The sequence below is a fragment of the Coprobacter tertius genome (assembly GCF_024330105.1).
GTDB lineage: Bacteria > Bacteroidota > Bacteroidia > Bacteroidales > Coprobacteraceae > Coprobacter > Coprobacter tertius.
In genome coordinates this window covers 93,343-118,687 of the sequence record NZ_JANDHW010000001.1, presented here as the reverse complement: position 1 = coordinate 118,687, position 25,345 = coordinate 93,343, and the positions used below count along the sequence as shown (strand labels likewise).

13 protein-coding genes are annotated in these 25,345 nt (G+C 42.9%); 7 read left to right on the top strand and 6 right to left on the bottom strand.

The window, feature by feature from the left end; translation table 11 throughout:
* Positions 1 to 5: 5 nt before the first annotated feature.
* Positions 6 to 587 (bottom strand): RNA polymerase sigma-70 factor, encoded by a 582-nt coding sequence (locus NMU02_RS00400; RefSeq protein ID WP_255025068.1) that lies wholly within the window; start codon positions 585 to 587, stop codon positions 6 to 8.
* A gap of 358 nt (positions 588 to 945) precedes the next feature.
* Between NMU02_RS00400 and NMU02_RS00395 the strand changes: the two genes are divergently transcribed.
* The 6 genes from NMU02_RS00395 to NMU02_RS00370 all read left to right on the top strand — a co-directional run bounded on the left by NMU02_RS00395 (position 946) and on the right by NMU02_RS00370 (position 16,084).
* On the top strand, positions 946 to 1,977 hold the full coding sequence (locus tag NMU02_RS00395) for a FecR family protein (RefSeq protein WP_255025066.1): 1,032 nt from the start codon (positions 946 to 948) through the stop codon (positions 1,975 to 1,977).
* 58 nt (positions 1,978 to 2,035) lie between these two features.
* Entirely contained in the window at positions 2,036 to 5,656 is a 3,621-nt protein-coding gene (locus NMU02_RS00390; RefSeq protein WP_255025064.1) for a SusC/RagA family TonB-linked outer membrane protein, read from the top strand.
* A 22-nt stretch (positions 5,657 to 5,678) separates the two neighbouring features.
* Complete coding sequence (locus NMU02_RS00385; protein ID WP_255025062.1) at positions 5,679 to 7,343, top strand: SusD/RagB family nutrient-binding outer membrane lipoprotein; 1,665 nt, start codon at positions 5,679 to 5,681, stop codon at positions 7,341 to 7,343.
* Positions 7,344 to 7,539: 196 nt separating this feature from the next.
* Positions 7,540 to 11,289 (top strand): endo-beta-N-acetylglucosaminidase, encoded by a 3,750-nt coding sequence (locus NMU02_RS00380; RefSeq protein ID WP_255025060.1) that lies wholly within the window; start codon positions 7,540 to 7,542, stop codon positions 11,287 to 11,289.
* Between the two features lie 186 nt (positions 11,290 to 11,475).
* On the top strand, positions 11,476 to 13,830 hold the full coding sequence (locus NMU02_RS00375) for a glycoside hydrolase family 20 protein (protein WP_255025057.1): 2,355 nt from the start codon (positions 11,476 to 11,478) through the stop codon (positions 13,828 to 13,830).
* Between the two features lie 4 nt (positions 13,831 to 13,834).
* Positions 13,835 to 16,084 carry a glycoside hydrolase family 20 protein gene (locus tag NMU02_RS00370; RefSeq protein WP_255025055.1) on the top strand — a complete coding sequence of 750 codons (2,250 nt, stop codon included), beginning with the start codon at positions 13,835 to 13,837 and terminating at the stop codon, positions 16,082 to 16,084.
* Positions 16,085 to 16,089: 5 nt separating this feature from the next.
* On the opposite strand, the gene NMU02_RS00365 is transcribed toward NMU02_RS00370, so the two are convergent.
* Positions 16,090 to 16,521 carry a GtrA family protein gene (locus tag NMU02_RS00365; RefSeq protein ID WP_255025053.1) on the bottom strand — a complete coding sequence of 144 codons (432 nt, stop codon included), beginning with the start codon at positions 16,519 to 16,521 and terminating at the stop codon, positions 16,090 to 16,092.
* A gap of 67 nt (positions 16,522 to 16,588) precedes the next feature.
* Positions 16,589 to 18,160 carry an L-aspartate oxidase gene (nadB, locus tag NMU02_RS00360; RefSeq protein WP_255025052.1) on the bottom strand — a complete coding sequence of 524 codons (1,572 nt, stop codon included), beginning with the start codon at positions 18,158 to 18,160 and terminating at the stop codon, positions 16,589 to 16,591.
* 105 nt (positions 18,161 to 18,265) lie between these two features.
* Between nadB and NMU02_RS00355 the strand changes: the two genes are divergently transcribed.
* On the top strand, positions 18,266 to 18,682 hold the full coding sequence (locus NMU02_RS00355; RefSeq protein WP_255025051.1) for a PH domain-containing protein: 417 nt from the start codon (positions 18,266 to 18,268) through the stop codon (positions 18,680 to 18,682).
* A 297-nt stretch (positions 18,683 to 18,979) separates the two neighbouring features.
* On the opposite strand, the gene NMU02_RS00350 is transcribed toward NMU02_RS00355, so the two are convergent.
* The 3 genes from NMU02_RS00350 to NMU02_RS00340 form a co-directional block, all read right to left on the bottom strand.
* The gene (locus NMU02_RS00350; RefSeq protein ID WP_435522000.1) at positions 18,980 to 20,569 is read right to left on the bottom strand and encodes a SusD/RagB family nutrient-binding outer membrane lipoprotein; all 1,590 of its coding nucleotides are present in this window, start codon (positions 20,567 to 20,569) and stop codon (positions 18,980 to 18,982) included.
* Between the two features lie 13 nt (positions 20,570 to 20,582).
* Entirely contained in the window at positions 20,583 to 23,747 is a 3,165-nt protein-coding gene (locus NMU02_RS00345; protein WP_255025049.1) for a SusC/RagA family TonB-linked outer membrane protein, read from the bottom strand.
* Between the two features lie 821 nt (positions 23,748 to 24,568).
* Positions 24,569 to 25,345 (bottom strand): radical SAM protein, encoded by a 777-nt coding sequence (locus NMU02_RS00340; RefSeq protein WP_255025048.1) that lies wholly within the window; start codon positions 25,343 to 25,345, stop codon positions 24,569 to 24,571.

Sequence of the window (25,345 nt, the reverse complement as noted above, 5' to 3'; positions counted from 1 at the left end):
TCATTTCAGAATTTACCCCAAGTATATGCGTAAAAGAAAATAATCGCAGTAACATAATCTTTCAAACTTTCCGCGAGAATTTTATCCACTTTATCCTTATATCTCCCAACCGTTTTAACCGAAATACCCATTTCCTCGGCTATTTCCCGATAATTTCTATCGTGTACGCGACTCATAATAAAAACCTTCCGGTATTCTACCGGTAACGCATTCAAAGTATCGTCAAATAATTTTTTCAACTCCGCAAGCAACAATAATTCATCACATTCGTTAACGGCCTCAGCGTTTTCTATTTCTTTTTCCAGGGCATATTCCCTTACAATCTTTTCATGTTGCAAATAATTAAGGCAAGAATTACGGGTCATTGTCATCAGATAATTTTTTACCGATGTACGAATATTAATTTTACTGCGGTTTTCCCACAGCATCACAAAAATTTCCTGTATAATATCTTCTACCACCTCGTCAGACTCGATATACCGTTTACCGAATACGCACAAAGCAGGGTAGAATGTTTCGAACAGCTGCCTGAAAGCTCGGTGACTGCTGTTCTCTAAAACGTCTTTCATTAATTCATCTATATGCATACGGTACGATTATTTTCCAAAGCGATAACTCTTTCTCCGATCGGTAATATGATGCCGGAGATTCCCCTTTCTATTTATCTAATCATCTGTCTTAAAAACAGACAAAACCAATATTTACGATTTATAAATGTATTAATACAGCTAAATAATATATTTATATCGAATTATACAATATTTTTTAATATTTTCTTTACATAAACATATACATATTACCATTTAAGACTCTGTTTATCAATAAAATTATCATTTATTCAACTTCAGTATATAAAATTATTCGCATAATTAGTTTTATATATAATATATATCGCTGTCCTTTTTTTCGTTTCCAATTGTCTATTATATATCTAAGGCATATAAAATGGACGAAACTAATAACATAGATAGAATTAAAGAAGCCGATGAACTCCTGAACTATTGCGAAGGAAAGCTCGACGCGAAAAAAGAACTCGAAATAGAATCACGCGCGGCCAGAGACGAATCTCTGGCAAACGATATCGAAAACCTCAGAAAACTACTCGATATCGACCAAAAAATCGCACATTATACCCGCATCGACGTAAAAAACGCATACCGTAAAGTAAATAAACGCATCAGAAAAAATAAAAAAATCGGTCTTACCGCCATCATATACCGTATCGCCGCCTTTATGGCACTTCCTTTACTATGTTCCTCTGCTCTAATGGGATATTTATTGCTGCAGCCGACTGAAGATGAAATGTCTTTTATCGAAATAAAATCGGCGCCCGGCACGATATACCATTGCACCCTCCCCGATAAATCAGAAGTATGGCTCAACTCAGAAAGCCGTCTCCGTTATCCGGCGCGCTTCGATCGAGAATGCCGCCGAGTAGAAATGGAAGGGGAAGCGTATTTTAAAGTAACCTCAAACAAACAACACCCTTTTTACGTTACGACCTCCGACCATATCGACGTAGAGGTGACCGGTACACGATTTAATGTAAATGCCTACGGCAATGAAGAAATGATTGAAATCACCCTCGAAAAAGGGAAAGTGAGCGTTATGTCGGGCGGTAACACCACACAAATGAAGCCGGGAGAATGCTATTATTATGACCGGTCTAATCGCGACGCGTTTATCAAAACCGTAAAGCCATACGAAAAAACAGCCTGGAAAGACGGAAAAACCATATTCCGGGATACTCCTTTACCCGAAGTTTTCCGGAGGCTTTCCCGTATATACAACGTCGATATCGAATTTATCAATAAATCGGGAAAAGATTACAATTACCGGGCGACTTTTACCCATGAAAACATCTACCAAATTCTCGACTACCTGAAAATGACCGCTCCGCTTGAATGGGAACAGATATATATACAAGGCAGCGACGAACATCCGTCTAACAAAAAAATCATTGTCAGAATGAACTGATCGCCGAAATAACCGAAACCGCAAAACTAATTCCAAACCATTTAATAAATCATTTACCATGAATAAAAAAACAAGAAAGGATATTCTATGTAAAGCATCCCGGCGCATAAAAATAGCCGTTTCTCTCTTAATCATTACCTTCTCGCAAGTTTACGCGAGTAACGGCTATTCCCAAATACGCCAATTCTCTATCAACGCCAGTAACGAAACCATCGGGCAGGTGATCGAGAAAATAGAAAAACAAACCGGTTATACCTTCCTGTATAACAACAAAATAACCGATATCGAACGGAAAGTAAACCTGAATGCCGATACCCGGAATATCGATGAGATACTACAGGAACTTTTTAAAAACACTTCGATTATATATACTATAAAAGATAATCAAATTATTTTAACCGATGCCAATGCCAAACTTCAAAACAAGGAGACAAAGCAAAATTCTCCCGATACCCCTGAAACTATCATTGTAAAGGGTACGATCATCGATGAAAAAGGCGAACCGGTTATCGGGGCAAACGTTTCACAAAAAGGAACGGGCAACGGAACGATTTCCGATTACGAAGGAAAATTCTCTATCCGCGTTCCCAAAGGAAGCACTATATCGGTATCTTATATAGGATATATCGCCCAAAACTTAAAAGCATCCGACGAAAATCTTAGCATCATACTAAAAGAAAATTCGCAAATGCTCGGCGAGGTCGTCGTTACCGCCATGGGAATCGAACGGAAATCGGAATCCCTTACCTATGCCACCCAAACCGTAGGCGGGAACGAACTTACCCGGGCTAAAGAAGCTAACCTTATCAATTCTCTGCAGGGGAAAAGCGCAGGCCTTGTAATTACGCCCAATACAGGAGGAGCCGGTAGCGCATCGAAGATTTTATTGCGTGGTAACGCTTCTATGCTCGGTAACAACAGCCCCCTTATCGTCATCGACGGTGTTCCTATGCTCAATAGCGTATCGAGCCAAATGGGAATGGGCGACGGCGAACTGCTCATCTCCGAAGGTTCGGGTGAAGGCGGCGACGGGCTATCGCAACTCAACCCCGACGATATCGAAAGTATCACCATCCTGAAAGGCGCCAACTCGGCCGCCCTGTACGGTAGCGCAGCCTCGAACGGGGTACTGATGATCACCACCAAGAAAGGGAAAGAAGGTTCCCTGCGCATCGATTTTTCTAGCAACACCACTTTTGAAACACCGCTTGTATTACCAAAGCTGCAAAATGTTTACGGCAGCGAGATAAAAGGTAATGAAGCCAACGGTTATACGATAGGGGCTACGAGTTGGGGCGGAAAACTCTCGGATATGACTGCCTCACAACTCGACCCGGCTAACTCGAGGCAACGGCTTACGAACAATGCCTATAATATCGCCGACTTTTTCAATACCGGTAGTACCTATAACAATACGATCTCTTTCAGTGGAGGTACTCAAAAGGTACAATCGTATTTCTCTTACGGGAATACGACTTCGATGGGTATTATTCCCACCAATAAATTTTACCGGCATAACATAACGTTACGCGAAAATTTTTCGTTTTTCAAGGATAAACTGAAAATTAACTTCTCGGCGAACTACATTAATCAGAAAGGAAAAAACCGTCCCCAAAGCGGTGTTATATTTTCGCCCCTATTCAATTTGTATACTGCGGCAAGGAATGCCGATATGAACTATTACCGCCAAAACTACGTCGATTATAACGGCAAATGGAATTCTTCGCCTTACGATGTAATCGTAAAAATTCCCAATCCCGATAATCCCAGCGACCAACTGACGATACTCAAACCCGGTTTCGTTTCGGAACTTTCCGATAACAAATACGGAAAACAGATATGGTATATGCAAGATGCCCCTACGATGAACAACCCCTGGTGGTTGCTGAACCGGGTGACGAACGAATCGATATCGAATCGCGTTTTCGGAAATATTTCGGCCGATTACCAGATCATCGATAACTTGAGTCTGCAGGCCCGTATTAAATACGATCGTAACAGTGGCTATTCGGAATCCAGACAATACGCCACCACCATGCTTCCTGAAGCCATGAACGATCGTGGCCGCTGGCTGTGGGGAACCTCGTTTACACAAGATTTCTACGGTGATTTTATGCTCAGTTACTATAAAGATATCAAAGACTTTCACCTGAATGTCAATGCCGGCGGCAGTATGATGAACTCTCGGTCAAACAGATGGTTTCTTACTCCGCCCGCATCGAGCGGAGCACCCTATCAGGAAGACAAATCGGTAAACCAGTTCAATCTCGGCGATATCTATATCAAAGGGGGTGGACCGAATGATGGGATTACTCAAGGCGGCCTCGAGGTCTCGGACTGGACACGAGCCATTTTCGCTACCGCTCAATTGAGTTATAAAGACAAGGCTACGATCGAGGGAAGCTACCGCGACGACTGGTACCGGGCTTTTACCCAATTCAGGAATATGAAAAAACATTATCCGTACTTCTCTTTCGGGGCGAACTCTATTCTGACCAACATTTGGGAAATGCCCCGATCGATAGATGAACTCAAAGTGCGCTTGTCCTATTCTGAAGTCGGGAACTCAATCCCCAACAGTTTGTTTCTCAGTTCGGCCAGCCGTAACCCGGCTACGGGCGCATACATCATGTCAGGTATCGAAGATTTCAAAAACCCCAAACCCGAAACGACGGTGTCGGTAGAAACAGGTTTCGACCTGAGTCTGTTCGGCAGAGCCTTAAATATAGAAGCTACCTATTATCACGCCCTTATGGAGAACCAGTTTATGTCTTATAAGGGACAAGGCGGAAAAACCGTATTTGTAAACGGCGGTAAAGTACTCAATCAGGGAATCGAACTTACCACGAGTTATATTCTCGCCCCCAATAATGATTTCTCGTGGAAGACCGGCGTAAATTTCTCATATAACACCAACGAAATACTTTCAACAGCTAAAAAAAGCGACGGGAAAGACTTGAAATATGAGGTATCTATGGGAAATTCTACCGGCTTGAAAGTTAAATTCCTTAAAGGCGGCTCTTACGGAGATTTATATGCGGTAGATTACATGCGCGACGAAACCACCGGAAAAATCATCATCAACCCGAGGAACGGGCGTCCTTTCGTGAAAAACGGACAATCAGACAAATATATGGGTAATATGAATGCCAAATATCATCTCGGCTGGAGCAATACATTCAACTACAAAGATTTCCAGTTCTATTTCCTTATCGACGGTAAAATCGGCGGAAAAGTAATTTCGCTCACCGAAGGTCGTCTCGATTATTTCGGAACTTCGCAGCGTACGGCCGACGCACGCCTGTTTGCCGAGCAAAACAACCTTGTCTGGGAGAATAAAGAGGGCGACAAATTTCCCGCTATGTACCTGCCCGACGGTCAGTTGACATCTATACAAGCGTATTACGAAACTATGGGACTGCTCGGTAACAATTACATTTATAACGGAACCAATTTCAGATTACGGGAAATATCGGTGGCTTACACATTCCGAGATGTTTTCGGCCGAAGTAAGCACCTTACCCTCAGCCTTAACGCACGTAACCTGTTTTTTATTTATAAAGATGCCCCCATCGATCCCGAAACATCGATGACCACACAAAACGCTCTCGGCAACGTAGATGTATTCAGCATGCCGACCACCCGTATGTTCGGCTTCGCTATAAAAGCTTCTTTCTAAACCTTATAAATCATAACCCATTATGAAAATAAAAAATAAAATCAATGTAATTCTTACCTCTCTGATACTGTCGGCTACCTCGGCTCTTACGTTCTCTTCTTGCGGCGATTCGCTGCTCGATACGTTAGGAGATAACGAAGAGGTTATTCAAGGAAATAAAGTCGCTACGATCGACCAGGCTGCCGGCATGTTTCTTTCGGCACAGCAATATATGCACGATCTGCGCGAACATAAATACCAGTACCAGTTCAACCTGCATATCGATAATTACAGCGGTTATCTCAGCCTGACGCAAAATTTCGACGGCAAACAGCCTTCGATATACGCCTATTTCCCGGATTTTGCAGGAGGACCCCAGACCAGTTTCTTCTGGACCTCTCAACAAGTTTTACCGATTATACGGGGAGCCAACGATCTCGATATCCGGGAACTGGGTGCTATCGCGAGCATCATCTATTCTTACTCGGCCCTCGAATTGTCCGATATTTACGGTCCTTTCCCTTGGTGGGATTACAAACAGGAGAAGCAAGACCCGCCGCTAACCTATTATCCCTTAGACCAGATATACGATTCGCTCTTCGTCGATCTTAAAGCTGCCGTAGATATTCTACAAGAATTTCCTTCTACCTCCGACGAACACCAAACGCAAATACAGAAGATACTTAACGGTTATGACAGAATTTGTGGAAAAGACATCGCCACCTGGATCGAGTTCGCTAATTCTATTCGACTGAGAATGGCCGTACGTATGAGTAACGTAAATCCCGAAAGAGCGAAACAAGAGGCCGCCGATGCTATCGCCGCCGGTGTACTCAGAGACCATAACGTAGCTTACGACGAAACGTTAGAAGGTAAAATACACCCCATGACCTATATCGCTACCAAATGGAACGATACCCGGCTGAACGCCTCGTTCGAAAATATGCTCAAACGGCTGAAGAGCCCGATGCTGGCCAAATGGTTCGACAAGAATAACAAAAACATCACCGACAAAGAGGGGAATGTCGTAATGGCAGAAGGAAGTAATTATATCGGTATCAGGGCTGGAATAGATATGCCACGGCGCGACGATACCAACCAGTTCCTCGGCTATTCGAGCCCGAGCAGTACCTACAGCTACCGCCCCGTTTCCCTATTTAAACTTTCGGAAGTCTTATTCCTGAAAGCCGAAGCGAAACTTCGCTGGAACGTCGGTACCGAAGTCGTTTCGTTCTTATATAAAAAAGGAATAGAACAATCGTTCAAAGACGAAGGCATAGGCATTTCTTCACAGGAATACAAAGATTATATCGATCTCGAAAGCGCCGATGCGACAATCGATTACGTAGATCCGCAAAATCCGAGAAACAATACTCCGGGTATTATTACGATAGGGGTAAAATGGAATAATGCGGATGATAACGAGACAAAACTGGAAAAAATCATTACCCAAAAATACATCGCCAACTTTCCCATGGGACTCGAAGCCTGGAACGACCTGCGCCGTACAGGTTACCCAAAAGTATTCCCGGTCGACGATATCGGCGACGGTTCGCTGGGTAACGGCAAACTCATACGCCGCATCCCTTGGGTAGCTACCGAAAGTTCTACAGCAGCCGACATCGAAAGTTTGGGTATTCCGGCACTCGGCGGCGGTAATTATCAAATGACCCGATTGTGGTGGGATACGGGAAATAACGGATTATAATCCGTTTTCCCGGTCTTCTCTTTACTCTGTCGCCAAGGGGGATTGCCTCCACTGGCGGTCTCAAAAGGACAAAAAGGCGACAAATGTAAAGAAATGGGGGAAAGAGATAACGATCACAGAATCACGAACTATTTATAAGTACAATCATTTACTGATACTAACCAATACACTATTTATTAATTAATAACTTTCGATCATGAAAAAAACGACACTCATTTCAGTCGCACTGGTTTGGTTATATGTTTTTTCGGCTTTCGGACAATCCTTGCCCACACACCCGAAATACATAAATGCTATCGAAGGCGATAAAGGTTTCGCCGATTACTTCGCCGCCTGGGAACCGGGTACGCCCCTTTCAGAAGACGAGAATTTTTATATCTCGAGGGTAAAACCCAAAGAAAGGTTTGTAAATACACAAACACAAGTAGACCCTACAATGACCCAAGATCGCAAATTCTGCTGGTGGGTACCTATAGGTTGTGCCGATAACTATTGGGGGCCGCTACCCCGCTACGTCTTCGACGGCGATAATTTCAGCCTGTGGTCCTACATCGATTCTCATGGCGGTTGGGCGATCAACTGGGTTCGCGTACCCGGCGGTTTCAGCGATGTTTGCCACAAAAACGGAGTACCCAACGGCTGTCTGCTGTTCTTCGACTCGGGAGCCGGAGCAGCTTCTGCACAACGGATCATAAATATGCTGAATGAAAAGGAAAACGGAAACTTCAAAAACGCCGAAAAACTGATTAAATTCATGAAATATTACGGAGTAGACGGTTTGGGCATCAACCCGGAATCTTACATCTCCGGAGCAAGCGATTTTCAGGATTTCCTGGCAGAATGCCATCGTATCGCACCCGAATTGGGTTGGCACTTTACCGTGTACTGGTATGGTACCATGTCGAACTCGGGAGGGGTGAATTTTGGTAGCACTTTCCCTAGCGGAAAAGAAAACTGGCTGTCGAAAAACGGACAGAATGTAACCGACATGTATATGCTCAATTACAACTGGGGCGGCTATCTTTCCGGATCGGCAAACGCCGCGACTCAATACGGACGCAGTACTTACGACATATACGCCGGTTTCGACATTCAGGGACGATGGATACATGACCAGAATACAGCATCGGGTAACCACGGATGGACCGAACTAACGACCACTCCGGCCTCGATCGTTTTCTGGGGAGCCCACCAAACCAATCAGGTATACGGAAACTCCGGCGAATTGGGTTCGAACGACAAAGCCGTGCAAAAGACTTACCAGATTAAACTCGAACAGGTATTCTGCGGCGGGTTGCGCAACGTCAAGAACCTGCCTCCCGTCAACGATAATGTAAATACGAGCAGCATCAACGCCATGAAGAAATTCCACGGGATCGCCAAATACCTTCCCGCAAGAAGTACTTTGCAAGAACTGCCTTTCGTCACTCGTTTCGGTTTAGGTAACGGAGAGGCTTTCCGCAGCGAAGGAAAAACGACTTTCAACCAGAAATGGTACAACATTTCTACCCAAGACATGCTGCCTACCTGGAGATGGTGGATTACCGACGACAACGGCAACGTTCCCGAAGACGCCATAGAATGTGAATTTACATTCGACGATTCCTGGTTTGCCGGATCGTGTCTGGCGATGCGAGGCGCCACGCAGAAATCGAACGTACGTCTGTTCAAAACAAACTTCGACGTGAAAAAAGGCGATATCGTATCACTGCGTTACAAAGTAAAAAACGGTACCGATCCTCACCTGAAATTATGCTGGTCTTTCGTCGGCAGCGAAAATACCATGCACTCGGCTGTTATACCGGCCGCCGCGAAAAGCGGAGAATGGACCGAATTTAAATCGAACGCCAACAAACTGCAAATGAACGGCAAGGTTGCTTGCATAGGGGTTACGGTAGAAAATACTTCTGCCGACTACGAGATTTTACTGGGAGAATTCTCGATTGTGAATAATAACAAGCAATGGAATCCCGTCGCACCGCAAATCACCCTTACCCGCATTCTCGACCGGAAATACAATAACATCGATTACAAAATAATTTTCAAAAGCCGCGACCAAGCCCCGAACGATCCCGCAACACCGATCTATAACGAAGACGTAGATACCTGGTATTTCGAAATTTGGAGCCAACCCGAAGGCGGTGAACCCACTTTATGTACCGCTACGACCTCCTGGGCCGCTTATGTGGTAGGCGCTCCGGCTTTGCCGAATGTATCCCGGTATCGCATAGGCGTATGTGCCGTAGCACCCGACGGTAAAACCAAAAGCGAAATCGTATGGAGTGAATATGAAGATCATCCGGCGGTAACACCGGTAGACGATCTCGAGATCGATAAAGTCATTATTAAAAAAGGCGAGGAATTTACCGTACGCTTTAAAGATATATTACATGAGGAAGCCTCATATTGGAGTATCAACGATCCTTTAACCGGCGACCCCGTACAAATGGTAGAAGGCGGTAATTCGATGACCACCTCTATCGACAAGGAAGGTTCGTTCGATGTGGTGGTATCGATGAACGACGGCAGCGAAATCACCGTACGCGGGTTCGTACAAATCTCTCCCGAAAGTACCGGGGCTTTGCCTATTATCGCGGATTTTACCGCCGACAAAACAACCCTCGACCGCGACGAAACGACGACCGTAAGCTATACCGCCGCCCGGCTGGGTGAAGGAAAGGTTTCTCGCGGGCTCGACTTGCACGACCCCACCATGTTCCGCCTTCCGTCGGAGGCCATTGGCTACGACCAACAGGATTATTCGGTAGCTCTATGGTTCAAGGCCGATAATTTCTCACACGACCGTTACGGTACCAACCTCATCAACAAGCGTACCACCGAAACTCCCTGGCCGAATAACAACTGGGGTGCCTTCTGGGTACACATCTGGCCGCAAGTAGGAAAAGGAGGCAATGTACACCCGGCCAACGAAATATCGTACACTACTTTCGGTAACACAGTTAATTTCGGCGGCCAACGGGTAAACCAACATGAAAATCCGAACGGAGACTGTATGAGCACAGGACACAGCGTGTCGCTGAATACCTGGAACCACCTGGCGATAACCTTAAAAGGGGGAACAACGCTAACCATGTACTTCAACGGTAAGAAAGTAGCCCAGGAAACCGGACGGGAGTTTGTTTCTTATTATAAAAACGGCGGCATATCTCCGATTTATTTCGGAGGTTCTAACCAGTACCATTCCGGTTTTAACGGAACGATCGACGAGGTACAGGTGTGGGACAAAGCCATGACCGACGACGAAGTACTCGACGCCATGAAGGGATACGACGGCAGGGAAGTCCCGGCTAACGTACGCGGTTATTACGATTTCGAAGCCGTAAATCCCGACAATACCTTTACAAATAAAGGACACGGCACCGGACTCGAAGGACGATACATTACCTTTATCGGAGGAGGTGGAGAAAGCACTTCGGGTACAATCGAAGAAACGCAGAAACCCAATATCGACGTATTAGGAAACCCAGCAATATCCGGTTCGCTCGATATCAAAACCACAGCCGAATTCGAAATGCCAGATGCCAGCGTCGTACAAGATGGCAGCACTGCTACCGCTTCTTATACGGCAAACGGTAATTACGATGTTACTCTCACACTCGAAAACATGTGGGGCAAAGATGTGAAGAAAAAAACCGAATATATCGTGGTAAGCGGTTATGACGGCATCGAAGACACCGAAGCGATAGAAAAATTGGGCGTTTATCCCAACCCGTTTACCGATGCGGTAAATATGAAATTCAGAGACGCCGGTACTTATAAAATGATTGTATTTGCCATCGACGGTACGCAGATCGACGAAAAATCGCTCGAAGTAACCGACGGCGAGATCGTACGCGTAGCGGTTAACGGCACGCCGGGTATGTATATCGTACGGGTATCGAAAGACGGCGTAAACGTACGTACGGTAAAAGTAAATAAACAATAAGATTTTGGCATTATAAATATTTTCTGATATAATACAAAATTTTAACTAAAAAGAAAAGAGGCATCCCAGCAGGTTTCATAACTTTGTAAAACCGGGGGATGCCCTTTTATATATCGATAAATAGCTATATAACAACAATATATTTTATAAATTAATCAATACCAATTTTTAAATAAGAGGATATCTATGAAAAAAAATCTTTTACCCGGAACACTGTTCGTCTTAATGATCTTATTGATCTCGTGCCAGCAAAAAAACACAAAAGACAATTATTCTATTATTCCGTTACCAAACCAAATGACTATCCGAAACGGCGCTTTCGAATTCGATAACCAAACTCGTTTTATTTATACTTCTCGTGTAGATTCGGTTTCGAAAAATGTAATCGATGATTTCGCCACCCAGCTAAAAAATGTTTCGGGAATGGATATGGCTGTTGAAAGCAACGATAATGAAACCGACGGCCATAATTTATATTTCGATGCAGATACATTATTGTCGAAAGAAGCTTATTCATTACAAGTCACTCCCAAAAGAATTACCATAAAAGCTTCGAGCGGCTCCGGCTTTTTTTATGGTATAAATACCCTGAAACAACTTTTACCCATAGAAATCTACGCCGATACCATAACTTCTACGGTAAAAAAATGGGAAGTACCCTGTGTAGAAATAAACGACGCTCCGCGATTTGCCTACAGAGGCGCTCATCTCGATGTAAGCCGCCATTTTTTTACTGTAGATGAAGTTAAAAAATATATCGACATCTTGGCGATGCACAAGATGAATACTTTTCATTGGCATCTGACCGATGATCAAGGATGGCGTATCGAAATAAAAAAATATCCCGAACTTACCCGTATCGGAAGTGTTCGCAAAAAAACAATGATAGGAAAAGACTGGGATAAATTCGATCACACCCCTTACGGCGGTTTCTACACACAAGATGAAATACGTGAAATCGTCGCTTATGCCAATAAACATTTTATTACCGTGATACCCGAAATAGATATGCCGGGGCACATGGTTGCGGCACTGGCGACATTCCCTTATTTAGGATGTACCGGAGGACCTTATGAAGTTAGACCGATATGGGGTGTAGCCGACGAAGTGTTATGTGCCGGAAAAGAAAGCACTTATAAGTTCGTAGAAGACGTTCTCTCTGAAGTGATCGACCTGTTCCCCTCGAAATACATTCATATCGGAGGCGACGAATGTCCTAAAACCAATTGGGAAAAATGCCCGTATTGCCAGGCTCGTATTCGTAAAGAAGGATTAAAAGCGGATAAAGACCATACCGCTGAAGAAAAACTGCAAAGTTATTTTATCTCCCGTATCGAGAAATTCGTTAATTCCAAAGGTCGTCAGATTATCGGTTGGGACGAAATCCTCGAAGGCGGATTATCCGGTAATGCTACTGTCATGTCATGGAGAGGAACAGAAGGTGGTATCGAAGCGGCCCGACAAAAACACGACGTAATTATGACCCCCGTAAATTATGCATATTTCGATTATTACCAAAGTGAAGATACTCAAGACGAACCACTGGCTATAGGCGGGTATATTCCGTTAGAAAAAGTATATTCTTTTAATCCCGTTCCCGATAAACTCGAACCGGAATTCCACCAATACATTTTGGGTGCACAAGCGAATATGTGGACCGAATACATTTCGGATTTCAACCATATAGAATATATGCTACTCCCACGCCTCGATGCGATGAGCGAAGTCTTATGGACCCAACCCGGGAATATGAATCTGAACGATTTTCTCTTGAGACTAAAACACAATATCGGCATATACCAACTAAAAGGGTACAATTTCAGTAAGGAAATATTTAAAGTAAAAATAAAATCGTCGGTAAATCCCGATAAAGGATGCATCGAAGCCGAATTGTCTTGCTTATACGACGGCCCTATCTATTATACGCTCGACAATACCGAACCTACCCTAAACAGTCCCAAGTATGACGGTAAACCCATCGAAATAAACCAGAACAGCATATTAAAAGCCACGGCTTTCTTTTCCGGTATCCAGAATGTAGTCACGACCAAAGATTATTTATTCAACAAAGCTACTGCAAAAAAAATCGTACTGAACACCCAGCCGGATACTCGTTATACTTTCGGTGGGGGAAATACACTGGTCGACGGAATTACCGGTGACCGAAATTTCGCCAATGGTCGTTGGGTAGGTTTTAATAAAGAAAATCTCGACGCAACGATCGATTTGGGAAAACCCACCCCGATATCGAAAGTATATTTGGGAATGTTATTTCTGAAAGGCGACTGGATTTTCCCGGCGACAAATCTCAAAATCGAAGTTTCGGATAATAATAAAGATTTTAAAACCGTATGCGATAAATCGTTCCCTACACCCAAAGAAAAAGAAACAGACGGCCGCATAGTAAATGGCGTACAGTTCGATCCCGTAACCACGCAATATGTACGCATCATCGCAACGACAACAGACAAAATTCCCTCTTGGCATCCGTCAAAGGGTAATAGAGCTTTCCTGTTTGTCGATGAGATAGAAATACGCTGATTCTATGAATAAGAAAGGTTTTTTTTTCATTTTGTTATTAATAACCGGCTCGTTCCCTGTGATATCACAGGGAACGTCCGGTCTTTTTTTGATTCCGTACCCGCAGGAATTAAAAACCTCGGCGGGATACTTCTCACATCCGTCTCCGGCCATCTGTTTCTCAGAGGTAACGCCCATAGAAAAAGACCGGTTGCTCGACGTGCTGTACCGTATATGGCCCGATAGTATTCTGACGGAGGAATACAAAAAAAACGCAAGTGTTCACATTCAAAAAATAAAAGAAAAAACCGGAGAAAAGGTCGGCAGTTACGCACTGGATATTACCCCCGACCTCATACTCATTAAAGCCGATAACGATGAAGGCTTGTATTACGGGGTGCAAACTCTGTTACAGATCGCACGATCTACATCGCCGGCAAAACTACCCGCTATACATATAAAAGACATCCCCCGATTTGCCTACCGGGGTATGCATCTCGATGTATCCCGCCATTTCTTCGATAAAGAGTTTATCAAAAAACAACTCGATGTAATGGCCTCCTACAAACTCAACCGTTTCCACTGGCATCTTACCGACGGAGCCGGATGGAGGATTCATATCGGGAAATATCCGCTACTCACCGAAGTAGCTGCCTGGCGTCCTCAGCATACCTGGAAAGAATGGTGGAACTCAGACCGACACTATTGCCGGCAGGATACTCCCGGTGCCTACGGTGGTTTTTACACCTCCCAAGACATACGCGAAATCGTACAATACGCCGCCGACCGCTTTATAACGGTTATTCCCGAAATAGAGATGCCGGGGCACAGCGAAGAAGTAACTGCCGTTTATCCTGAACTGTCTTGTTCGGGTGAACCCTACAAAAACGGGGAATTCTGTGCCGGCAATGAAGATACGTTCCGCTTTCTCGAAACCGTTCTCGATGAAGTCATAGAACTTTTTCCATCGAAATATATTCATATCGGAGGTGACGAAGCCAATAAAACTACTTGGGAAAGTTGTCCGAAATGCCAAAAACGCATGCATGATAACGGACTGAAAAACGTGGATGAACTGCAAAGCTATTTTATTCACCGCATTTCGGATTATCTCGAGAGTAAAGGCAGGAAACTATTAGGATGGGACGAAATTCTCGACGGCGGCTTGGCTCCCGATGCTACCGTCATGTCGTGGAGAGGTACACAGGGAGGCCTAAAAGCAGTAAATATGGGACATAATGTGATTATGACTCCGGGAGAATATTGCTATTTCGACGCTTATCAAGACGATCCGATTCTCGAACCCGAAGCTATCGGAGGCTACCTTCCGCTCGAAAAAGTATATTCCTATAATCCAGTACCCGATTCGCTCACCGCAGATAAAAGTCAACGTATTCTCGGAGTACAAGCCAACGTTTGGACCGAATACATGCCAACCTATTCACATGCCGAATACATGATTTATCCGCGCTTATTAGCCCTCTCGGAGATCGCCTGGACCGATACTCCGCAAAAATCATGGGAACGCTTTCTGCCCGCTGTAAACCGTCAACTCTCATGGTTGCACGATCAAGGTATAAACGCACACCCGATTTCTAAAAGTGTAGAAATGCACCAAACCGTGGATACTGCAGCACACGAAATAAAAATATCATTTACCTGCAACCGCATACCGGTTGAAATACGATATACCCTCGACGGTATTTTACCATCACCTACATCTACACTATACACCGGACCTATAACAGTAAAAGACTCTGCTCACATTGCAGTCGCTCAATTCGGCAATGGGAAACAGTTTACCGAACCCCAGAATTTTACCGTTTATTATCACAAAGCCATCGGGTCGAAAGTAACATATAACACACCTTACAGCCAACATTACAATGCCGGTGGCAAAACAGCCTTAACCGACGGCTATACCGGAGGTAGAAGTTACGGCGACGGTCACTGGCAAGGTTTCACCGGGGATATGGACGTCATATTGGATTTGGGTAAATCTACCCCGATACACAATATAACGGCTCGTTTCATGCAACAAACCGGCCCCTGGATATGGTTTCCGCATACGGTAGAAATTTATGCCTCGGAGGACGGTGAAAAATTTAGTCTGCTGAAACGAATTGAAAATACGACACCGAGAGATACGGAAGGGGTTTTATTCCACAATTTCGGAATCACTGGAAATTACAAAGCCCGCTATCTGCGTTATGTAGCCCGTGCGGTTCCGAAAAAAGACGGGTATATGTTCGTCGATGAAATTTTCGTACGCTGAAAAACTCAAGAGCGATCTGTACCAGATTTATTGTCGTATAAGAAATATTTACGCGCCAGAAAATTCCACATATACACGAGAATGGCCGCCAAAACCTTCGACCACAAATAATAAATATGTAAAAAATGAGTAAATACCCAAAGAAATAAATTATTGAAGCCCAAGCCGATAAAACCGATCAGAGCATAGAGTAAAAACTCTATCTTCTTATTGGTGAATTTAGAATCCTCGAACACCCAAAGCGAGCTCAGGTAATAATTTATCCATAAGCCTACGATAAAAGAAATAGTCGCCGATAAAATATAAAAAAGATGCAGGAAATCGGTAAGAATATACAAAAGGCCGACATCCACACCGAATGATATACCTCCTACAATCGTATATCTTCCCAGCTGCGGCCAGAATTTATCGGGCTTGTTTCTTGATTTCAGACTCACGTAATTTCGGTTTTGGTTCTCGGGACAAATTTCCGGCGGCAAATCCCGTATTTATTATCTTCTTATCTCAGATCTTGTTCTTTTTAGGATAATCGATCGTGTAATGCAGCCCGCGGCTCTCTTTACGAGCCATGGCCTGTTTAATAATCAGATAGCCTACATTGATAAGATTACGCAATTCGCAAATCTCCCGTGAAACAACCGATCTCGAAAAGAGGTCTTCGGTTTCCCGGTATAAGATTTCGAGACGGTCGAGCGCACGTTTCAAACGTAAGTTAGACCGTACGATTCCTACGTAAGCCGACATAATCTGCTCTACTTCTCTTACACTTTGTGTAATAAGTACCATTTCTTCGGGCAAAGAAGTCCCCTCGTCATTCCAGTCGGGAATATTTTCCTGATGTTTTATTCCGGGTAATACGCTTACCGCATGCCGGGCAGCCGCATCGGCATACACCACTGCTTCGATAAGCGAGTTGGAAGCCAATCGGTTGGCTCCGTGCAATCCCGTACATGAACATTCACCTACAGCATACAGATGCTTAATCGACGAACGAGCATTTACATCCACTTTTATTCCTCCACACAGGTAATGAGCTGCCGGTGCTACGGGTATATATTCTTTCGTTATGTCGATACCCAATGTCAGGCATTTCTGGTATATATTGGGAAAATGCTTTTTTGTTTCTTCGGCATCTTTGTGCGTAACATCCAGATAAACGCACTCATCACCCCGTATTTTCATTTCATTATCGATTGCCCGAGCTACGATATCACGCGGAGCCAAAGAACGACGGTCATCGTATTTTTGCATAAATTCTTTTCCGTCTTTGGTACGCAACACGCCCCCATAACCCCGCATCGCTTCGGTAATCAGAAAACTGGGTCTTTCTCCGGGATTATATAATGCAGTGGGGTGAAACTGTATAAACTCCATATCTTTTACCTCCCCTTTTGCCCGGTATACCATGGCGATACCGTCTCCTGTAGCTACAGGAGGGTTAGTCGTCGTACTGTAAACATTCCCGATACCTCCGGTGGCGATAAGTGTCGTTTTCGACAAAAAAGTATGTATATGATTGGTGCGCTGATCAAGTACGTAAGCACCATAACATTCGATATCGTCCGAATGCCGGTTTACTTCTACACCGAGATGATGCTGAGTGATAATTTCGATAGCGAAATGATTCTCGAACACTTCGATTTTCGGATGTTTTTTCAAAGCCCGTATAAGGCTGTCTTGTATCTCGGCCCCTGTATTGTCCTGATGATGCAAAATACGGAATTCGGAATGTCCCCCTTCTTTATGCAGATCGAAATTTCCTTTCTCGTCTTTATCGAAGTTCACCCCCCAGTTGATTAGTTCCTGTATTTGGCCGGGGGCTTCCCGCACGACTTTTTCGACAGCGACGCGATCACAAACACCGGCTCCGGCAATCAACGTATCTTGTATATGTTTTTCGAAATCGTCGGTAGGTTTGGTTACCGACGCTATTCCCCCTTGGGCATAAAACGTATTGGCTTCTTCGAGGCCGGTTTTACAAATAACAGCTACCCTGCCTTTTTCGGCCACTTTCAACGCGAAACTCATCCCGGCAATTCCCGAGCCGATGACCAGAAAATCAAATTTATGTACCATTCTCGTATTCGGTTTCTGATGCGGCTGTCGGTCGCATCCGTTTTTATCTTTGTACAAATGTACAAATAAACTGGAAATTTCGTACCTTGCCGCAAAATCTATTTTATGGTGCGTACTTTCAAATCGAAAACCGATAAATGGTTTTTCATCACGGTACTCTTACTTTCGGGACTTCTTATTTATTGTGTATGGTTCCGGCATATTCTTTGGGCCATTCCCTTAGCGGCTTGCGATATCTGGCTCATCGCCGCTCTGTTACGTACCGAATACGTTTTTACAGAGAACAATATTCTACTGATTAAATCGGGCTATGCACCCACCATACAAATACCGGTAGACCAAATTATTTCCGTTTCACCGATAAAGAGTTACCGACCGGCATACGCCGTTTCTTTTTCCCGTATTAAAATTATCTGGAAATCGGGCCACATTCATCGTACGCGTGTATCTCCTGCCGATCCTGTGGGCTTTATCGCTTATATGCGGAGATTAAATCCGACAATTACCGTTATTAACATATAATTTTAAAAAACAAATTATACGTTTATTCGCCATGTTCATTATTTTTCACGCTATTGCATATAAAATCTTTATCTCGTTTTCCTTAAATGGCTACTTGTTTTTTATCTGAAAGAAACAGATCTTTATTTTCGGAATACAAGCATATAAAACTACCAGATATAAGTTGCCGAACTGAAAATCGAAAAATTTTGTAATATCCCTTATTTCTCTCGTTTATACAATAAGAGAACCGGTCTGTCGGAAAAATTCCTACAGACCGGTTCTCTTAATTAATCAATAAAACTCATCAACAATATATTATCGGGTTCCGCCGGCCCACCATACCGGTTCGGTATAAACATACTGTCCGTTGCCGAACGCTTTTTTTACTTCCTGATTAGCCGATACGTCCGACTGTCCGTACCCATAGCGCAACGGAAATTTCTCTTTCACGTTCAAAGGATTTTTCAAGTCGATATAATCTTCTTTGCCTTCTCCTTTCAACCGACGATAGTCGTTATAAGCCTCGACCGATTCTCCCGAAGAACCGAAAAATGACAGGTATTTCTGTAACATGACCATTCGCAGCGGGTCGGTATCGAAAGCGGCTTTTAAAGCGGTGTGATAAGCGTCAGCTACCGTTTTAGACAAGTCTACCGCCGGATCGGCATCGCCCGTAAAATCACAATAATCTATCGTTGCCTTTATCGAGTTCTGCAAGTTAGCAAAAGCGGCTTCGATCGCCGATTTAAGAGTTATATAGGCATCGTCGTTTTGTCCTTTACGAGCCAATACTTCTGCCTTGATAAACATCAGTTCATGATAACTCATCAGTTGCGTAGGTGCCGACGCCGCCAGAGAAGGCATCGAATAACTATACTTAAATTGCGTCTGTACCGGTTCTCCGTTAGGAGCAGTCTCTATTTTCGCCGGATCGGTGATCTGCTCGAATGTATAATTTCTCGGATCGGTACATTGCATGAAGGAGCATTTAGCCCTGGGATCGTTCAGTGCGATCATTTTATCTACCAAACTCTTACTTGCCCCCATCGCATCGCGGCTCATCGTAAAACCGGCATAGGGATTCAACTGTGAACTACCATTATAAACAGCGAATTTCAATTCATCTTTCGCCGAAGCGAACGAATTATCGACACAGGTAAGAATCGTCTGCATATCGGCATCCTTATCGGCACTGCGGTCGAGTACATGCAGCATATACCGGGCTTTGAGAGCATAGGCAGCCTTTTTCCAGATTTTGGCATCACCTCCGTAAATATAATCGTTGCGTCCGATGGCGCCACTACTTCCTTCGTCTTTTTTATCGAATAATATAACCGCATCATCCAACAACTGGAATACCTCTTTGTATACCTCTTCCTGCTTGTCTATTTTCGGCTGCATATACTTAGGGGTATTGTCGGGATTGATCTCGCCCGCCTGTACAAAAGGCACGTCGCCGAAAAGGTCGGTCAGTATGGCGCCATTGTACGCCAGCAATACCTTGGCAATACCTAAACTCACATTGTTTCCCTGCTCGAAAGGATCGTTCTCCAGTTTATCTATCGCAATTTTAAGAGTCTTAATATTAGCGTAAGCATTGTTCCAGGCATTATTATACGTTGTAGCCACATTAGGCTCTCCGTTTCTGATATCGGCATTATACATTTGTCCGAATATTCCCGTTTCATGCTCGATATAAACCGAAGCGTACAACGAAAAATCTCCGCCTGTTACATTAAAGGCCGTTGAGGTTATTACTTCGGTAAGCAAAAACTTGGCCGGAACATTTTCGGGATGATTCCTGTCACGATTGATATCGTCCATAATACTGTCGGTACAAGACGACAGAGAGGCTATCGCAAGCAACGACGCTAAAACGCTGTTTTTAATCATATATTTTTTCATCATTGACAAATCTTTAAAATTTAACCGTTAAACCTAAACCGTAACTCGATGTCGCCGGTAATGAAAATCGCTCGAACGCACCCGACATATTGGTATTTCCCTGACTCGATTCGGGATCGAAATCGGGCATAGCCGTCCACAATAAAATATTCCGCGCGAAGGCGTTTACCGAAATATTCAGCCAAGGCTTATTCAATACCTGATAACTCAAGGCCAGTTCACGTAATTTCACAAAAGAAGTTTCATATACGGCCGCCTCGTGTATATCATTAATCGTTTCATAATAAGACTGATAACCTTTCGGCCCAGAGATAACTATATCGTTTGGCTGGCCGTTCTCCTTCACACCGGGAACGATAAAACTGCCTTCACGGTCTCCCGATCGTTTACTTACCCCGTAAAAGTCGAGTAAACCTTCGGTACCCCCGTACATATGACCTCCTTGTTTCCAGTCGAGTACCGCACTCAAGGTAAACTTATAAACCCTAAAAGAAGTATTGAATCCGAGGCGGAAATCGGGCGATACGCTACCGATCACTTTAGCCTCGCCAATTTGCGGCAAACCTTTATCGTCTACGATTAATTCTCCTTTCTCGTTACGCATGTAACTGTTACCGTAAATAACCGGGAATTTATCACCGATACCGGCTCTTACCTGCGGGGTAGCGAAACCTCCGAGGAAAATACTTTCTACACCATCGGCCAGAGCGTCGACGTAATTATCTACCTTACTCCAGTTAAAAGCAAAGTCCCAGTTAAAGTTTTTCATACGAACGGGATTAGCCGAGAGTGTTATCTCGTGCGCATTGGTATGTATGCGGCCACCGTTGGTAAGCATGCTTTGAGCGCCGGTAGAACCGGCAAGGGGTACCTCGAATATCTGGTCTTTTACATTTTGTCGAGAGAAGGTATAGCTGAGACCGATACGGTTATCGAGAAAATTAAGATCGAACCCGAATTCGTATGATTGCGTATTCTGCGGTTTCAGTTTGGGATCGAATACAACATAATAAGGCTTGAAACCATTTACCCCGTTTATAGGAAACATCAAGGGAGTTATCATATAAAAACCGCTTCCGTAAGAAGGAGTATAGTAATAATTATTAAAATAATCTCCTGCCTGTCCTACTTCTGCATACGAAGCCCGTATTTTAGCGAAGTTAACCACATCATTCTTTAACGATTCGAGCTCGGTAAGAACAAACCCCGCCGAAACCGAAGGATAAAAAAACGAACGGTTGCCGGTAGGCATATTCGAAACGTAATCGTTACGTCCGGTTACCGTCAGGTAAAGCATATTGCGGTACGAAGCCGACGCGCTACCGAAGAAACCGACCGTACGATTGGTTAAATCTCTCATTTCATTGTTTTTCGAAGTCGCGTTTTGTATATGATTCCAACCAGGGAAGTTAAAAGAGTCCCCGTATTCATAATATCGTAGACGGTTATTTTGTATAAATTCGTTACCTAATAAAGCGTTGAAAGACCAGTCGCTGTTTATTTTCCAGTCGTAATTAACGGTAAGGAGTGAATTCAGCATAACGCTTTTCCATCCGTAATTTTCAATCTGTCCGTTTTTAGACGAACCTTTAGACCCATATCCCCACACATTTTCAAAATCGGTCGTATAAGCGTCGGTTCCCAATTGGTATTTTACATTCAATGTATGATTATCGGTATGGAATTTCGTTTTATAATTCGCATAGGCATTTCCGTAAAACCGGCTCGTCTGCTCATCGAAACTTACATTGTCGAGCATCCAGTAAGCCGCTTCAAAACTACCACCGCGATAATTGTTCTGCACGTACGGATTGTTGGCGATATGCGCAGGTATTCCGGCCAGGTCGTAACTGGGAGGTGCCGGGAATACAGTTGCCAGAATACCATCGTTAGCCGTAGGTAATTTATCGATCGATGTATTTACATAATTGGCACTGAAACCAGTCGTCCAATTCGAATTCAGTTTAACTTCTACCGTTCCCTTCGCATTATAACGTTTCATGCCGGTAGAAGGAATAATACCGCTTTGGTCTGAATTACCCAGTGAAAACGAATAGTTCGCCTTTTCGGTTGCCTGAGCAACATTTAACGAATTGTTCCAGGTTACTCCCGTCCTGAAAAACTCTTTTACATTATTATACGCTTGCGGTTTTACCCAAGGGTTGAGACCGGCCGCCGCACGCTGAGGCACGTAATACATTCCTTGTGTTCCCGAAGGATTGAAATTATTATATTTATTGGCAACATTTCCTCCGTAGTTGGCATCATTCGGTAAATCCGATATTTTAGGTCCCCATGACATAGATGAAGTTGGATCGTAAACGCCTTTCGAACCCTGTGCGTACATCGTTTGCAACTCGGGATACCGTGAAATTTTATCGAAACTTACACTTGTCGAATAGGTAATCTGCGGTTTACCCTTTGCCAAACCACGGCCGCTTTTGGTCGTAATCAGTATTACCCCGTTCGAGGCACGAATTCCGTAAAGCGCCGAAGCCGCCTGTCCCTTCAATATATCGATAGATTCTATATCGTTCGGGTCGATATCTATCGCTCGATTTGAAAAATCAGCCCCACTAACTCCATCCAGTGTACTTTCGTCATACGTAGAATTCACCGGCAATCCGTCGATTACGTACAAAGGACTGTTATCCCCCGTAAACGAGCGGGCACCCCGTATCATAATCTGTGACGATGCCCCGGGCATACCGCTCGAAGGCGTAATTTGCACCCCGGCTACTTTTCCTTGCAGCGAACCGGCCAAATCGGCATTGGAAGCCTGATTCAACAGATCGGAATTAATGTCTTGCACTGCATATCCCAATGCTTTCTTTTCTCGAGAAATACCCATAGCTGTCACAACTACTTCATCGAGACTACGCTCATCGGGCAAAAGCGTAATTTTCATCTGTCCTTTTTTAATACCTACTTCCTGTTTTTTCATACCTATAAAAGATACGACCAATGTTTTAGCAGATTCCGAAACATTTAAACTGAATTTACCGTCTATATCGGTAATCGTTCCGCTGGTACTACCCTTTACTACTACCGTCGCTCCCACCACAGGGAGACCGTCGCTCTGAGAAATAACAATACCTGTTACTTTTGTAGTTTGTGCCATAGCCACGCATACGGTAAAACATACGCATGACAGCAGTAACATAAGTTTTTTCTTCATAAAATCTCGGTTTAATTAATCAAGTACTTAAAATTTTAGCTATTATTTATTAATAAATATTTTGCAAAGATATATAACTATGAATATAATCAAATTTTTGATAACAATTATTATTAATACATCGATATATTTAAAATTTATTACATTTTGATGTATATAAATCATTAGAATCAAAATAATGTAATATAGAAGAAGAACTAAGTAACATTTTGAAATAAAATATCAAGAAAAAGAATCTATTAATTAGGTAATAAAATACCTATGAAAAACAAAGAATATACGTTTTTGACGCTTGAAAAACAAAGAATATACGTTTTTGACGCTATAAACGCATTTTTACTTTTCATACAAAAAATATTTACGTAATTGAAATATCACTTTTTAATTTAATACCTAAAAATTTTAATTATCTTTTATATTAGTCGAATGATAATTACAAAAACAATATTTTTACAGTCATTAATAAACAGAAAAAGGTATTATTCTCTCAGACCCATTATTATTATCAAAAAATAAAAGTAAAAAATAAGGTCATAAACTCATCGAATCAGCTGTTTTATAAAGTTTAAGAAATATAACTATTGAATATAGAGAATATATTAAAAAAATATTGTTTTATATCAAATTCATATGAATTATAGAGTAATAAAAAACTACGTCGATTTTTACAGTAATTTAAAAATAAAAATTTCATCACAAACCTAATTATAGATTTTATAATTTAATACAATAATCTATCGTCAATATGCTAAATAAGCAACTTAAAAATCTTATTTGAAGTATGAAGCGAACTCCTCTATTTATATATATCAAATTTATTTTTATCCGGCGACCGATACTTCAAATCCTAGTTTTTTTACTCTTTCAGCTATTGAATTCAATTCGTCAAGCGATACTTTCTCTAAACTTTTTTCCGGAGTTTCCCGATCGATGGTATAAATCATAACTTGTTTCGGTGCTATTTCCCTAAGTGCGTTTAACCAACCTGAAACTTCTTTTTCAGTCGTATTGTCGACTACTTTTCCATTATGTTCTCCCCTTACAAACATCGTCTGTACGATCAGATTACCGTTAAACTTTTTCAAGTTATCCACCAACTTATCCACAGAAAAATCAGGAGAATTAGGTACATCTATCGCACGTACCGTATCGACATAAACCGAATCGAGCTTAAGAATATTATTATCTATTTTATTTAAAGCATCGAAAACCGCTTTATTATCTATTCGCGTTGCATTAGACAATACGCTTACCCGGGCAGAAGGATAATATTTATTCCGTAATTCGATCGTATCATCTATAATTTCGGCAAAATGAGGATGAAGGGTGGGTTCGCCATTTCCGGCAAAAGTTATTACATCGAGTTTTTCATTATCGATATGCATTTTTTTCAATCTTTCTTCAAGAGCTTCGTATACTTCTTTCCGCTGAGGTAATCCACTACCTTTTCCCTGAACATTATATCCACACTCACAATATATACAATCGAACGAACACCATTTACCGTCTATCGGCAATAAATTTATACCTAAAGATATACCTAATCTACGACTGTGTATAGGCCCGAAAACTATTTTATCAAATAATATTGTTGCCAT